The 15,186-nt window shown below is 40.8% G+C and carries 13 protein-coding genes; 11 read left to right on the top strand and 2 right to left on the bottom strand.

The features are described from left to right. Positions 1 to 117: 117 nt before the first annotated feature. The 7 genes from Q8M41_RS03475 to Q8M41_RS03445 all read left to right on the top strand — a co-directional run bounded on the left by Q8M41_RS03475 (position 118) and on the right by Q8M41_RS03445 (position 7,840). Positions 118 to 600 (top strand): hypothetical protein, encoded by a 483-nt coding sequence (locus Q8M41_RS03475; protein ID WP_305363853.1) that lies wholly within the window; start codon positions 118 to 120, stop codon positions 598 to 600. Positions 601 to 849: 249 nt separating this feature from the next. Then, on the top strand, positions 850 to 2,001 hold the full coding sequence (locus tag Q8M41_RS03470) for a DUF4856 domain-containing protein (protein WP_305363852.1): 1,152 nt from the start codon (positions 850 to 852) through the stop codon (positions 1,999 to 2,001). Positions 2,002 to 2,065: 64 nt separating this feature from the next. Next, a complete protein-coding gene (locus Q8M41_RS03465; RefSeq protein WP_305363851.1) occupies positions 2,066 to 3,226 on the top strand; it encodes an imelysin family protein in 1,161 nt (386 codons plus the stop codon). Positions 3,227 to 3,233: 7 nt separating this feature from the next. Continuing rightward, the gene (locus Q8M41_RS03460) at positions 3,234 to 4,592 is read left to right on the top strand and encodes an HTTM domain-containing protein (RefSeq protein ID WP_305363850.1); all 1,359 of its coding nucleotides are present in this window, start codon (positions 3,234 to 3,236) and stop codon (positions 4,590 to 4,592) included. Then, complete coding sequence (locus tag Q8M41_RS03455) at positions 4,573 to 6,993, top strand: TonB-dependent receptor domain-containing protein (protein ID WP_305363849.1); 2,421 nt, start codon at positions 4,573 to 4,575, stop codon at positions 6,991 to 6,993. The genes Q8M41_RS03460 and Q8M41_RS03455 overlap by 20 nt, the downstream gene beginning before the upstream one ends. Positions 6,994 to 7,040: 47 nt before the next feature. Next, positions 7,041 to 7,349, top strand: coding sequence for a hypothetical protein (locus Q8M41_RS03450; protein ID WP_305363848.1), 309 nt, complete (start codon positions 7,041 to 7,043; stop codon positions 7,347 to 7,349). Further along, the gene (locus Q8M41_RS03445; RefSeq protein ID WP_305363847.1) at positions 7,349 to 7,840 is read left to right on the top strand and encodes a DUF2231 domain-containing protein; all 492 of its coding nucleotides are present in this window, start codon (positions 7,349 to 7,351) and stop codon (positions 7,838 to 7,840) included. The genes Q8M41_RS03450 and Q8M41_RS03445 overlap by 1 nt, the downstream gene beginning before the upstream one ends. Before the next feature lie 638 nt (positions 7,841 to 8,478). Here Q8M41_RS03445 and Q8M41_RS03440 read toward each other — a convergent pair. Continuing rightward, positions 8,479 to 9,684: an NAD(P)/FAD-dependent oxidoreductase gene (locus tag Q8M41_RS03440; protein ID WP_305363846.1), complete on the bottom strand. Its 1,206-nt coding sequence runs from the start codon at positions 9,682 to 9,684 to the stop codon at positions 8,479 to 8,481. 27 nt (positions 9,685 to 9,711) lie between these two features. Continuing rightward, positions 9,712 to 11,976: a Tex family protein gene (locus tag Q8M41_RS03435; RefSeq protein WP_305363845.1), complete on the bottom strand. Its 2,265-nt coding sequence runs from the start codon at positions 11,974 to 11,976 to the stop codon at positions 9,712 to 9,714. A gap of 137 nt (positions 11,977 to 12,113) precedes the next feature. On the opposite strand from Q8M41_RS03435, the gene Q8M41_RS03430 reads away from it, so the two are divergent. The 4 genes from Q8M41_RS03430 (at position 12,114) to purE (ending at position 14,991) form a co-directional block, all read left to right on the top strand. After that, positions 12,114 to 12,707 (top strand): NADH-quinone oxidoreductase subunit A, encoded by a 594-nt coding sequence (locus tag Q8M41_RS03430; RefSeq protein ID WP_305363844.1) that lies wholly within the window; start codon positions 12,114 to 12,116, stop codon positions 12,705 to 12,707. Between the two features lie 8 nt (positions 12,708 to 12,715). Further along, positions 12,716 to 13,186 (top strand): NADH-quinone oxidoreductase subunit B, encoded by a 471-nt coding sequence (locus tag Q8M41_RS03425; protein WP_305363843.1) that lies wholly within the window; start codon positions 12,716 to 12,718, stop codon positions 13,184 to 13,186. A 116-nt stretch (positions 13,187 to 13,302) separates the two neighbouring features. Next, positions 13,303 to 14,442 carry a 5-(carboxyamino)imidazole ribonucleotide synthase gene (locus tag Q8M41_RS03420; protein WP_305363842.1) on the top strand — a complete coding sequence of 380 codons (1,140 nt, stop codon included), beginning with the start codon at positions 13,303 to 13,305 and terminating at the stop codon, positions 14,440 to 14,442. A gap of 48 nt (positions 14,443 to 14,490) precedes the next feature. Further along, positions 14,491 to 14,991 (top strand): 5-(carboxyamino)imidazole ribonucleotide mutase, encoded by a 501-nt coding sequence (gene purE / locus Q8M41_RS03415; protein WP_305363841.1) that lies wholly within the window; start codon positions 14,491 to 14,493, stop codon positions 14,989 to 14,991. Positions 14,992 to 15,186: the final 195 nt, after the last annotated feature.

The following is a 15,186-nucleotide window of genomic DNA, read 5'->3' as shown; positions in this document are numbered from 1 at the left end:
TTTTGCTAAAGCAATTCCGTAAAAAGGATATCTTTCCTCATGAGATTAATTACAAGTTTATTATAGACTTTGAAAATATTTCTGCGGAATCATAAGCCTATAGACCATCAGTGACCCATGAATAACAATGGGGTGACGAAACACCTGATCCGTCTCCGTAAAATGACCAGCCTGGCCGTGCGGCTTGAATGGCTGGGCAGTGATCCGTTCAGAAATTATAAGTTCAAGTACAATAAGGTTGAAAACGATTTCCTTACTGAAAACGAGCTGGCAGCACTGAAAAGAAAAGCATTCGAAATAGACCGAATTAGTTATGTACGGGACATTTTTGTTTTCAGTTGCTATACCGGACTTGCCTACGTTGACGTGAGCAGCATGACAGAGAACCGGCTCATAACCGGTCCGGATGTTGAACTATTGATCAAAACCTTCCGGCAAAAGACGCAGATCCCGGTGAATGTCCCGCTACTGCCGAAAGCAAGGGCCAATAATCTAAAAGAATTCGATCTTGCTCAATCCCCAATCCCTAAAAAGCCTTATAAGCAAGTTCTATTATTTCAGTTTAATAAGGGAAAGTCAGTTCATGGTATAAAACTTTAGTTGAAGATGGCAAAGGCTTGGTTGGCATTTAGTATGGAAATTGACTTGATGCACTCGGCTTCAACTTATTTTAAATGGCGACTATAAGCCTTCGGGGTAGTACACGTATAATTTCAGGAAACTTACATAAGGATACGAAGATTATGTTAAAGCTGAAAAAAACTGCTTTGAAAAATATTTTTCAGATTTATTTGGATATATGCGAGTCCAGGAATACCTTTGTTTATAATTAATCTAAATAAACATAGAATGAATATACTATTAACTAAATTCAAAAATGCCGGATTCTTTGCCTTACTGGCAGTTTCAATTGTTTCATGTAAAAAAGATAATGACGTAAAACCCAACCTGCGTCCTACATTTGACTATGCAAAATTAACGGCTGCTACAAATTATTCTACGGCATTTGTGGATTCAAAGAATGCTACTACGGTCGACTTTACAACAGGAGGAAATAGATTTAAGATCTTCCAGGCAATTAATACCTATGCCGGGACAGCTACAACTACCACCATAGATGCTAATGTTTTAAAAAATATGTTAGCCAACACAGGAAGTCCGTTTACGGGCACCTATGTTGCTTTAAATAGTTCTGGTGTACAATTGCGTAATATTATAGCTTCTTCCAAATCAACAGCTGAAGCAGATGCCGTTCGTGCTAAACTAGACGCAGAATTTGCAGCAATGGCAACAATCAGCCAGTCTAACTCGGCCGTGGCAGAGAAAGGCAAAGCTGGAAAACTGGGCACGCGCCTGGTCGACTCCAAAGGAATAGAAACTGTCCAGATCATTCAAAAATCAATGATTGGATCGCTTCAATTGGACTACATCAGCAACGTACTGCTGACTAAGGGACTTGAGGCAGACAATTCCATTATATTAAGCGGTAAGAATTATACTCAATTGGAGCAAAATTGGGACGAGGCCTATTCTCTACTCACTCCCAGCCCTATATTCCTTGCTGGATCTACCGATGCTGTTCGCGGCACAACTGAGTTCGGCTTAGGGTCCTACGTATGGGAATACAATAAAACAAATTACGCAAAAATCTATCCAGCCTTCTTAAAAGGCCGGGCTGCAATAGTTAACAATGATATGACGGAATTAAAAGCGCAAGCCGCCTTCATCAGAACCCAGCTTGAAGCAACTATTGCTGCTGCTGCAGTAGGATATTTGGAAAAATGGGGTACAAGAACTAATGACGCCGACAGAGCCCATGATATAGGTGAAGGCGTCGGATTTATCTACTCCCTAAGATTTGCTTCAGTAAACGGTGCAGATGCCGCATTTTCTGATGGTATTATAACAAACCTGATCTCAGCCACCGGTGGGTTCTGGGATATAACACCTGCTAAAATAGCGTCTGCCAATGCAGCTATTAAAGCAAAGTTTAAATTATAGTAGGGCACTCATTATTAACCATGGGTTAACACAAATTGTGTTAACCCTTTTTATATTTGCAATCATGGAATTTTTTAAAGGGAAAAAGTTAGCTGTGTTCTTATCTATCCTGCTGATTGTGGCAGTTTATGCTTGTTCGAAAAAAGGAGATCCATCTCCATCTCCTGAGCATCCAGTTGATCAAAAATCCCTTGATAGGAAAGCTATCCTAACGAATATTGCCGATAATATGGTTATTCCAGCCTACGGAAAGTTCAAGGTAAAGTTTGAGCTGATGTTAACCAAATCCAATGACTTTACCACTGCGCCTAACAATGCTTCTCTCGTAGAGTTTAGAACAGCGTGGGCAGATGCTTATACCGAATGGCAAAAAGTAGAGCTTTTTGATTTCGGTCCGGGGCAGGTTCAAGCTATCAGGTCATACTTCAATATATATCCAGCGAGTGAAACTGGTATCGCTGCCAATATTGCTACCGGTGCCAATGCTAACCTGGACGTGCCCGCCTCTTTTCCTACCCAGGGATTTCCGGCGCTGGATTATCTTTTAAATGGTTTGGGAACAACTGATCAGGCAATTCTATCTTTTTACACCACAGATGCTAATGCGGCTAAAAGGATTGATTATATAAAACTGATCACCAATAGGATGAATACTGTTTTTACAAAAGTAAATACAGCCTGGATTACAACTTACCGCAACGAGTTTATAAATAACACAGGTATTGACGCAAGTTCATCAACTTCTGTATTGGTGAATAGCTACGTGCTGAATTTCGAACGTTTTATCCGCTCAGGAAAATTTGGTATTCCCTCAGGCGCCACGCTCAACGGCGTTGTAGCTGCCGAAAAAGTAGAAGCATTTTACAAAAAGGATATCTCTCTTGTTCTGGCGAAAACAGCTGCGCAGGCAACGATTGATTTTTTCAACGGCAAAAGTGCGACTACAGGAATTGAAGGGCCTTCATTAAAAAGTTACCTTGACGGTCTGACAGCCAAAGACAGCAGTACAGGAACCTCATTAACCCAGGTATTAAATGCCCAGTTCCAGGTAATTAACCAAAAACTTAATCTCTTATCCCCAAATCTGTACAACCAGGTTAAGACCGATAATCAGGCTATGGTCAATGTATACAAAGAAATGCAAAAAGCGGTAAGGCTCCTAAAAGTGGATATGACATCCGCAATGAGTATTACAATTTCCTACACTGACAATGACGGAGACTAGATAAACCGTGAAAACAGTGAAAGATTATTTTCAGAAGCTTACCTCTGCCGCCCCCCTTGCTGTCTTCAGAATAGCTACCGGATTTATGATCTTTTTAAGTATTATCAGGTTTTGGACTAAGGGCTGGATTGAGCTCCTATACATACAGCCCCGGTATTATTTCACTTTTTATGGTTTTGAGTTTGTTAAGCCATTGGGGGAATATACCTATCTGCTTTTTTTCATTTGCGGATTATCTGCATTATTTGTTGCCCTGGGATTTTTATACCGTATTGCCATATCAACGCTATTCCTCAGCTTCACCTACATCGAGCTTATCGATAAGAGTACTTATCTGAACCATTATTACTTCATAAGTATGGTGCTCCTGCTGATGATCTTTTTACCCGCACATCATTATTTCTCTGTCGATGCTTATCGCGATAAGCGCATTAATTCAGGTTATATTCCGCAATGGTGCCCTGATTCGATTAAATTGATGGTCTGTTTATTGTATTTCTTTTCGGGGCTGGCTAAGCTAAACAGCGACTGGCTTTTTGAAGCCCTCCCGTTAAAAATATGGCTACCTGCACGTAATGATATGCCGGTTATCGGCGTTCTTTTTAATTACTCATGGGTTCATTTTCTTTTTAGCTGGGCGGGGTGTTTGTATGACCTGAGCATTGGCTTTTTGTTATGGAATCGCAAAACCCGTTTGTGGTCATATGTTACCGTAGTGGTTTTCCATGGCCTGACTGCTCTTTTATTCCCGATCGGCATGTTCCCCTACATCATGATTATTACGGCTCTTATATTTTTCCCCGAAGATCTGCATAAGAAGATTATACTGTCCATTAACACTATGCTGAGATTACCCGGTGATGTTATCAATACAACCAGGCAATTTCGTTTCCCGCCGCAAATAAACCGTGTTTTACTTTCTGTATTATCATTGTTCTTTATCGTACAGCTGTTCCTGCCGCTGAGATATTTGCTTTATCCCGGTGAATTGTTCTGGACTGAAGAAGGATATCGGTTTTCCTGGCGAGTTATGCTGATGGAGAAAGCTGGCTACGCTCAGTTTACTGTTAAAGATTCAAGGGGTAAATTTGTGGTGGTTAACAACAATGACTTCCTGACGGTACTACAGGAAAAGATGATGTCAACCCAGCCGGATATGATCCTCCAATATGCCCACATATTACGGGATCATTATAAAAAACTTGGATTCAGATCTCCGCAGGTGTATATCGACTCTTACGTAGCCCTTAATGGCCGGCGAGGCAGAGCTATGATAAGTTCCGAAACCGATCTGGCTCAACAAGAAGAGTCACTTTATCCAAAAGCATGGATCTTACCATTAAACGATGAAATTAAAGGTTTTTAATACGATATTATTTTTTTGCTTAGCCCTTTCGGCTTCAGCTCAATATACCCTAAGAGGAAGAGTTATCTCTTCAAGGGATAGCACGGCTTTACAAGACTGCGAAGTCTACCTCAATGATAACAAGAGTAAAACATGGACAAACGCAAATGGAGAGTTTGAATTTCAAGCTGTCAGGAGTGGCACTTATGTTTTGCTTGCCGTTTCTCCACTGCACGATCCACAAGAAAAAGTGGTGACCGTTGATTCCAGCACATCCGCTATCACCATGATTCTTAGTTATCAAACAAAACTGCTTGCCGAAGTTGTTATAAGTGAGAAAAAAAATGATTTTGGCTTCGGGCACCTTCGTGCAGTACAGGATATGGGGATATATGAAGGTAAAAAATCCGAAGTGATTATTCCTGACCAGCTCGTTGCTAACCTGGCGACCAACAACGCACGGCAGGTGTATTCGCGCGTTGCCGGGCTAAATATTTACGAAAACGAAGGCGCGGGCTTACAGCTTAGCATCGGCGGCAGAGGATTAGATCCAAACCGTTCCTCTAATTTCAATGTCCGGCAGAACGGATACGATATCAGCGCTGATGCGCTCGGTTATCCTGAAAGCTATTATACACCTCCTATTGAAGCTGTGGGACAAATTCAGATCGTAAGGGGTGCGTCATCCCTCCAATATGGAACGCAATTTGGCGGGCTAATCAATTTCATTATGAAAAAGCCAACTGTCGACAAGAAACTGGAGCTTGTTGCACGGCAAAGTTTGGGCTCATACGGATTCAGCAGTTCATTCCTAAGTGCCAGTGGGAAATTAAATAAATTGAGCTACTATACGTTTGCTCAATACAAGGCGGGAGAAGGCTGGCGTCCAAATACGGACTTTAATAGTACAACTTTATATGCTCATGTAAACTATCGGCTGGACACGAAAACTGCAATTGGTATGGATATAACGCATATGAACTATCTGGCTCAACAGCCGGGTGGTTTAACTGATGACATGTTTCAGGCCGATCCCCGGCAAAGCAACCGCCAAAGAAATTGGTTTAGCGTAAACTGGAACCTATTTGCGCTGCATTTCGACCATAAGGTCAATCCGGCCAATGAAATCAATGTCAGATTATTCGGGCTATCTGCCAACCGGTACTCTGTTGGGTTCAGACCGAACCGCGTGGCTACCATAGACGACAATAGCGAACGCGATTTGATTAAGGGAGACTTCTTAAACTGGGGTGCGGAAGGCCGCTATTTAAAAAGATACCCTATCGGAAAATATCCTTCGGTAGCATTATTTGGGACAAGATATTACCATGGGTTCAATCACAGTGTTCAAGGCCAAGGAAGTAAGGGGAAAGGTGCAGATTTCGATTTTGTCAATCCCGATCAGTTCACTGCTAACAACTATGAATTTCCTAATAGAAATCTTTCATTTTTTGTCGAGAATATTTTTAATCTCAGCCCAAAACTCTCTGTTACACCCGGCCTGAGATACGAAATCATCAGCACCAGGGCTGAAGGCTTTTACTCAACAATAAGCTACGATCTCGCAGGCAACGTTATAAGTAATGTCAGGACCAATGAAACGCGTAGTAGTCCGCGCCGCTTTCTGATCGGCGGTGTCGGAATAAGCTATAAACCGGGGTACAACATAAATATTTACAGCAACATCTCTCAGAATTACAGGTCTATCACTTTCAGCGATATGCGTACGGCAAATCCTTCCGCTACCATAGACCCCAATTTGAGCGATGAAAAAGGTTATTCTGTTGATCTTGGAGTCCGAAGTGAACAGACTTCGTTTTACAGCTATGATGTAAGTGCATTTTATCTAAATTACGATAACAGGATAGGCGAGGTTCAATATTATGATTCCAGTAATCGTGTACTGCGGCAGCGGACAAACATCGGTCAGGCGATAATAATGGGTATAGAATCCTATGGCGAAGCTGATATTTGGCGGCTCGCATATCCTGAAGAAAAAAACTGGAGTGCGGTTGTCTTTTCCAATCTCGCTTTGATAAAATCAGATTACAGGAAAAGCCAGATTCCCGGTGTGAAAGGTAAGGAAGTAGAATTTGTGCCCGGAGTGAATTTTAAGACGGGCATGCGATTTGGATACAAAAACCTTAAAGGATCCTTTCAGTACACCTATCTCTCAGATCAATATACCGAAGCCACAAATGCGATTGACGGAGGAGTGTCGGCAGTAGTTGGCCTGATCCCCTCGTATTCAATAATGGATGCCGGAATCTCCTATCAATTCAAGCGATTTAAAATTGAAGGGAATATAAATAACCTGGCCAACCAATTTTATTTTACCCGCCGCGCGACAGGTTATCCGGGGCCGGGTATTCTCCCCTCTGACAATCGAACTTTTTATCTTACTTTGCAGGTCAAACTTTAATACCACATTGAATTATCACAATTATGTACCATATCAAACTTAACAAAATGAAAACTATCAAATTACTTACCATTGCTTCGGTACTGTTTTTCTTCACAGCCTGTGAATCAAAAACGGATGTTGTAGAGTCAGGATCTTACACGGGAAAAATTGACAAGGTTGAGGCTGACAATCGTGAAATTTATGTCATTGCCGATGGAAAAAAACTTGAACTGTATTTCACAGATTCAACAAAGCTTACAAAAAATGGCGCTGAAGCACAGTTTAGCGAACTGGCGAAAGACAAAACTGTTGAAGTTGAAGTGAAAAAAGTGGGTAAGCGTTTAGATCCTGTTTCTGTTAATATTATTGAGTAATGGCAGAACAGGACTTTTGGCGTATAGACAACTGGCATCCGCTTTCTGTTCATTTTCCTGTGGCGTTCTTAAGCTTTGCGACTATCCTGTTTGTAGTAGCGTTAATACTAAAAGGTGATAAGGAGTTGTTTCTTAAAAACTGCGGAGCATTCCTTCTTTACACAGGGTCTGTTGCTGCCTGGATAAGCATTTATACGGGTGATATTTCGGAAAGTGCAGTTGCCAGAAAAATATGTGATCCAACAGTCCTTAAAGCGCATGAAATAGCCGCCTATACCATGGCCTATTTCTTTAGTGCAGCATCAATCTTAAATTTGATGCTGCACTTTAATATCTTAACTGGTAAGCTCGTTCTACTTCTCCGTTATATGGTTGTGTTACTGATGCTAGCCGGAACGGGCTATTTGGTCTATGTGGGTCATTTAGGCTCCTCGCTGGTTTATGATCAAGGTGCCGATGTAAAAAACCATGTTGTTGATTGCGGAGAATAGGCGCTAGTTAAACCTCAATTAGTCTGGGTTTAACAGTAGTACGTGATAGAAGAACGCTATGAGAAAAGAGATGATGACATCCATAAATGGAACATTTTTAACTCAGAACTTTGAACCTCTGAAACCAACTGACAATCTATTGCGCTTTGAAGGGGAAATTTATCTATTAATAGGTATAAAACATATTCGTCTGCAGCATGCTTCGCTGCTGCACTTAAATGTTACAATATAGCAACGATTGTCGGACAAGAAACTGGTGAGCTAACATGTTTTACTGCAGATTGGGTTGGTGTGCAGTTGCCCAATACTAAACTTAAATGTGCCATCTCGTCTAAACGTCTTTTGCTCGCATGTGGCAAATGTGATGGGACGGGAGTAATTCCAGATTATATCATACCCGGCTTAGATTCGAATAGGGACTTAGAGGATATGGAGTTCAATTTTATGAAAGACAGAATAGTCAACACTAAAAGGTAAATTGATGTATACATATCCGCCCAGATAAATAAGCACTAATTAACAATTTCAATTAAATTTATAAAAAAGAGAAATGTATAAATCTGTACATATGCGTTAGCTAAATCAATAAAATATTTGTTATGAAAGTAATATTAGATATAAAGGACAACAAAGCTGCTTTATATATTCTGCGCAATAACAAATCCACCCGACCATGCCCATTGAAAGTTATAACCACCCAGCCACCCCGTTACATCAACACATTCACCGCCAAAAAATAAACCGGGTACCTTTTTAGCTTCCAGCGTTTTGGAGGATAGTTCATCGGTAGCCACTCCTCCCCTCATCACCTCGGCTTTATCATAACCTTTATCACCTGCAGGTTTCACATCAAAATGATGAATATATTGATCAATTTTCTGAATATCTTCCTTAGTCAGGGTTGCCAGATTTTTTTCAACAGGTAAAAATTTTGAAAGTGCATCTGAAAATTTCTTTGTGAATAGGTCGGACAATAATCCTGAAAGGGTTTTACGGCCATTGATTAACTTCTGGGCCTGAATAAGCTCTGCAATACTATCAATGGGCAGCAGATCGATCGAAATATGTTCTCCAGGCCGCCAGTAAGACGAAATCTGAAGGATAGCCGGACCACTTAAGCCCCAATGGGTAAACAATATATTTTCCTCAAAACTGATCCGATCACTAGAAACCCTGCTGAATATCGAATTCCCAGAAAGCTGAGTATACCATTCAGCATCTTTGCCGGTAATGGTCAGCGGCACGAGTGCAGGCGCTGTTTCGGTAATCTTTAGTCCGAATTGCCTTGCTACCCTGAGTCCGAAATCAGTTGCACCCATTTTTTGGATAGGAAGTCCGCCTGCTGAAATTACCACCTTTGGTACCCTGATCTCTTTTAATTTCCCCGCCCTGGAATAACTGATTTTAAAATCCCCTTCTTCCGTCTTCAAAACCTCCTTTACTTCTGCATTGCAAATAATTTGTTGCTCGAGATCAGTACAAAGGGATTCAAAAACCCGCACAATATCTTTTGCATTATTGCTAACTGGGAATAACTGTCCCAATGTTTTTTCCTTTCCAAAAATGCCATTTGCCTCAAAGAAAGCAATGGTGTCATCCACTGTAAACTGCGAAAAAGCTGACTTACAGAAATGCGGATTCCCGGATATAAAGTTAGATTCGGCTGCGTATAGATTTGTATAATTGCAGCGGCCACCGCCTGAAATGAGGATTTTCGCTCCAATTTTTTCATTCTTCTCAAGAATAAGGGTCCTTTTGCCCAGATATCCTGCCTGAACGGCACACATTAGTCCGCAGGCACCACCACCAATAATTACAGCATCAAAATTATCTCCTATACTCATTCAGGCAGTAAATATAAACGGATATCCTCAGGAAAATTTATTCTTTAAGGCAGCCAATTTGATTGCGATATCGGTTTCCGGAGCAATTTCTTTCTCCCTTGGCTTTTTCACTAAATTTGCAGGTGCTGGCTTCGGATTAGGTTTTGGCTTTGATTCAGGTCTGTTCTCCGATTTCATTGAAAGTGCAATACGCTTTCTGTTCACATCCACCTCCGTTACTCTAACCATCACCTTCTGACTTACCTTGACCACTTCATTTGGATCTTTAATGAATTTATCGGCCATCTGACTCAGGTGTACAAGTCCATCCTGGTGAACACCAATATCAACAAAAGCACCAAAAGCTGTGATATTTGTAATAATTCCGGGTAAAGTCATCCCGACATGAAGGTCGGTAATTGCATTGATTCCATCAGAAAAACTAAAGGCTTCAAATTGTTCCCTCGGGTCAAGACCTGGCTTTGCCAATTCCTTTACAATATCATTTAGGGTAGGCAAACCAACAGTTTCGCTGACGTAATTCTGCAATTTAATTCTTTGACGAAGCTGTTCATCTATCATCAGGTCTTCAACTTTGCAATTCAGATCTTTAGCCATTTGTTCAACAAGCCCATAGCGTTCAGGATGAACCGCACTGCTATCAAGCGGATGTTCAGCATTCCTGATACGCAAAAACCCTGCTGCCTGCTCAAATGCCTTGTCTCCAAGTCGCGGAATTTGCCTCAGTTCGGATCTTCTTTTAAACGCACCATTCTTATTGCGGTATTCGACAATATTTTGTGCCAGTTGCGGACCAAGCCCTGAAATATAAGCCAGAATCTGCTTTGAAGCAGTATTCAATTCCACTCCGATCGAATTCACACAACTGATTACAGTATCATCCAGTGAGGATTGTAATTGATTCTGATCTACATCGTGCTGATATTGTCCGACTCCGATCGATTTTGGATCGATCTTTACCAGCTCAGCCAGAGGATCCATTAAACGACGGCCAATAGAAACGGCTCCCCTAACAGTAATATCCTTATCCGGAAACTCTTCACGCGCAACATCTGATGCTGAATAAATTGAAGCACCACTCTCATTAACCATAACTACAACAATATCAGTTAATTGTAATGATCTAACAAAAGTTTCAGTTTCTCTGCCAGCAGTACCGTTTCCAATAGCAATAGCCTCAATTCTATACTTTTCGACCAGAAATTTTATAGTTTTTGCCGCTTCCTTAGCGGCTTCAGCTCCATTATGAGGATAAATATTAGTATTCTCAATTAACTGTCCCTGATCATCGAGGCAAACAAGCTTACAACCTGTCCTGAAACCAGGGTCGATAGCCATTATACGTTTCTGGCCAACGGGTGCGGCTAACAACAATTGGCGGGCATTATCTGCAAAAACCCGTATTGCTTCTATATCTGCCTGCTTTTTGGTCATTAATCGGATCTCTGTTTCCATGGAAGGCTTGATCAGACGTTTATATGCATCGGCAGCAGCCTGTAAAACTTGCTCTGATAATGGGTTAGCCCCCTTTACAAATAAGTCTTCCAGGATTCTGATCGCATTTTCTTCAGGTACTTCGATATCCAGTGTGAGAATAATTTCCTTCTCGGCTCTTCTTAAAGCTAATACCCGATGGGAAGGTGCGGTTTTTACAGGCTCTGTCCAATCGAAATAGTCTTTGTATTTCTGCCCCTCAATTTCCTTCCCTTTAATCAACTTAGAATGAAATATACCTGCCTGTATGAACAGTTCACGCATTCGGCTGCGAAGTTCAGGCTGCTCTGCCATAAACTCAGCCACAATATCCCTTGCCCCGCTCAGTGCGTCCTCCGTATTCAATACTCCCAGCTCCTCATTAATGTATTTTGAGGCTTCCGTATCCAGATCTGCGCTATTCTGGTTCATTATGAAATCTGCCAAACCTTGCAAACCCTTTTCTCTCGCAGCAGATGCTTTGGTCTTACGTTTTGGCTTAAACGGAAGATAAATATCCTCCAGGATAGTCATGGTTTCAGCTTCCATAATTTGCTTTTCAAGCTCCGGAGTCAGTTTTTCAAGTTCTTTCATAGATTTTAGAATCGCTTCCCTGCGTTTATCAAGCTCCTCAAGCTGCTGCTTTCTATCGCGAATAGCCGCAATCTGCACCTCGTCAAGGCTCCCTGTTGCTTCCTTACGGTACCTTGCGATAAAAGGCACCGTTCCTCCCTCATCCAGCAGTTCAATGGTTACTTTCACCTGCTTCTCAGTCACTGACAGTTCATCAGCAATCTTTTTATATTTATTTAAAGTCATATTCAATCAGATATTCCCTGCGAATTTGATGCTATCTATTCTCATTTCAAAAAAAGCTTATCCACAATTAATGATAATTAATTGAGAAATAACAAACCGTTTGAATACTTTAATTCAATTATTCTTAATTTTGATCAATGGATGAAACTTCTCAGTTAAGCGAGTTCGGCAAGATATTTATCTACCTGATCATGGGTGTTTTATTCGTGCTCTTTACATTTTTTATGGGAAAGCTTGTCGCACTTAAAAAGCCTAATCCCGAAAAATTGGCTTCCTATGAGTGCGGTGAAGAACCAGTAGGAAATTCCTGGATACAATTTAATTCTCGTTTCTATGTTATAGCATTGGTTTTCCTGCTTTTTGATGTGGAATTAGCCTTTATTTTTCCATGGGCTACTGTTTTCAGTCAGCAGGAATTAATTAATATAGATCCTTATTGGGGTTGGTTAAGCCTGATTGAGATGTTCATTTTTGTAGGTATTTTATTGATCGGATTGGTATATGTTTGGAAAAAGGGTGACCTGAACTGGATCAGGCCTGAACAATATTCACCTATTTCGCCTTCGAAGATCCCACCTTCAGCATACAAAGCTTTGAATGCTGAAACCTATCAAACAAAATTATTTAGTATTGATTCTGAGATTCCAATGCCAGAAAAAGTACTGACTGAATCCCCTTTATCATCAATTAAACCAGGATTTATCCCCAAATTTAAAAGACCTGCCTTGTGAGTTTAGAAATGAAAAACGATACCGGTTCAGTAATGCTTGTGAAGGTTGATGATTTGCTTAATTGGGCTAGATTATCATCACTCTGGCCAATGAGCTTTGGTATAGCATGTTGTGCAATAGAAATGATGGGTTCCATGGCATCTACCTACGACCTGGATCGTTTTGGAGTATTTCCACGTCCTTCGCCAAGGCAATCAGATGTTATTATTATTGCGGGTACCGTAACATTTAAAATGGCTGAACGCATTAAACGTCTTTACGAACAAATGCCGGAACCAAAATATGTAATCTCTATGGGTTCATGTTCCAATTGCGGAGGTCCTTACTGGCAGCATGGATATCATGTGGTAAAAGGTGTTGACAGAATCATACCCGTTGATGTATACGTTCAGGGGTGCCCCCCAAGGCCCGAAGCACTGATTGGGGCAATACTTGAGCTGCAAAAGAAAATTGAGCAGGAGAGCCTCTTAAATAGCTGATTTCGGCTAATAAATCAATCTCCATTCTAAAAATGATATTTTATAGTCTCCTTTCAGGAAATGAAACCTACCCAAAATTGGATAATCTCACAGATTTCGCCTAAACTTGCAGCAATATGAAAGCATTTTACGGAGACCTTAAGCTTGGAATACTTGGTGGCGGCCAACTGGGGCGCATGCTTATTCAGGAATCAATAAATTATAACATTACTACCTATGTTATGGATCCCGACAAAGAGGCTCCATGCAAGGATCTGTGCAGGAAATTTGTCCATGGATCATCAACTGATTTTGAAGCGGTTTATAATTTCGGGAAAGAGGTTGATATTTTAACCATAGAGATTGAAAAAGTAAATGTTGATGCTCTTGAAAAGCTTGAGAAAGAGGGTTTAACTGTTTATCCCCAATCCAGGGTAATCAGACTTATACAGGATAAAGGAATCCAAAAACAGTTCTTTAAAGAAAATGATATTCCTTCAGCTCCATTTCAGGTATTTGGTAATAAGCAGGAGCTAATCTCTGCAAAGATTCCATTTCCATATGTTCAAAAGCTTCGCAGGGATGGTTATGATGGCAGGGGTGTAAAAACGATAAAATCAGCTTCAGATCTTGAGAAAGCATTCGAAGAACCATTCCTGATCGAAGAACTCATTGATTTTGACAAAGAACTATCTGTAATTGTTTCCAGAAATGAAGACGGTGAAATAAAAACATTTCCTTGTGTAGAAATGGAGTTCAATGCAGAAGCAAACCTGGTTGAATTTCTAATCTCCCCCTCTACTCTGGATTTTGAAATACTTCAGAAGGCTGATCAGCTGGCAATAAAGATCGCTGATAATTTAAAAATTGTAGGCATCCTGGCTGTTGAATTGTTCTTTACAAAGAAAGGCGATATTCTGGTAAATGAAATTGCACCACGCCCACATAACAGCGGCCATCAAAGCATAGAGGGTAATTTCACCTCCCAATATGAGCAATTGTTAAGAGCAATATTTAACCTGCCTCCCGGTGACACAAGGGCAATAAGTAATTCAGTAATGATTAATCTGTTGGGAGAAAAGGGATATGAAGGGGCAGCAGAATACGAAGGATTGCATGAAGTGCTTGAACTGGAAGGAGTCTATATCCATTTATACGGTAAGAAATTTACTAAGCCTTTCCGAAAAATGGGGCATGTCACTATTATGGATGATGACCGGCAGAAAGCTATTGAAAAGGCTAGATTTGTTCAAAATAAAATTAAAGTAAAAAGTTAAATAACTTACATAAGTTATTTATATACAGCATTATATCGATAAAATAACATGGCAATTGAAGCGATTAAAGTCGGCATTATTATGGGCAGCAAGTCTGATCTGGGTGTTATGCAGGATGCAGCAGATGTATTAAAAGAGCTTAAAGTTCAGTTTGAAATTACTGTTGTTTCGGCCCATCGCACTCCGGAACGGATGTTTGAATATGCAAGAACTGCATCTGACAGAGGCTTAAAGGTAATCATTGCAGGTGCCGGCGGGGCTGCCCACCTACCCGGTATGGTTGCTTCCATCACACAGCTTCCAGTAATTGGAGTACCGGTAAAATCAAGTAATTCTATCGATGGCTGGGATTCAATCCTGTCAATACTTCAGATGCCAAATGGTATTCCTGTTGCCACAGTTGCTTTAAATGCAGCTAAAAATGCAGGAATACTTGCTGCTCAGATCTTAGGCACATCTGATTCTGCTCTATCTCAAAGACTTCTGGATTACAAGGAAGAACTTAAACGGAAGGTTGAGGAAAGTGCGAGGGAGATGGAGAAAAGTTGACAATTGACAGTTGACAGTTGGCAAGGACACCGATAGCTATCGGGCGGAGAGTTGTGTCCTTGCCTGAATATGTTGACCGAAAATAGAGGTTTATAAACAATAAACCAAAATGAGATGGCAACAGTCAGTGAATATGAAAGATTAACAGTTCAGCAACGCAAGGTGCGTTATTTTAATGAAACCTTTAAGCGTTTG

Origin of the sequence: Daejeonella sp. (genome assembly GCF_030684675.1) — a bacterium.
Classification (GTDB): Bacteria; Bacteroidota; Bacteroidia; order Sphingobacteriales; family Sphingobacteriaceae; genus Daejeonella.
Note: the sequence above shows the minus strand (reverse complement) of the source record. Positions and strands in the feature narration are given on the sequence as shown.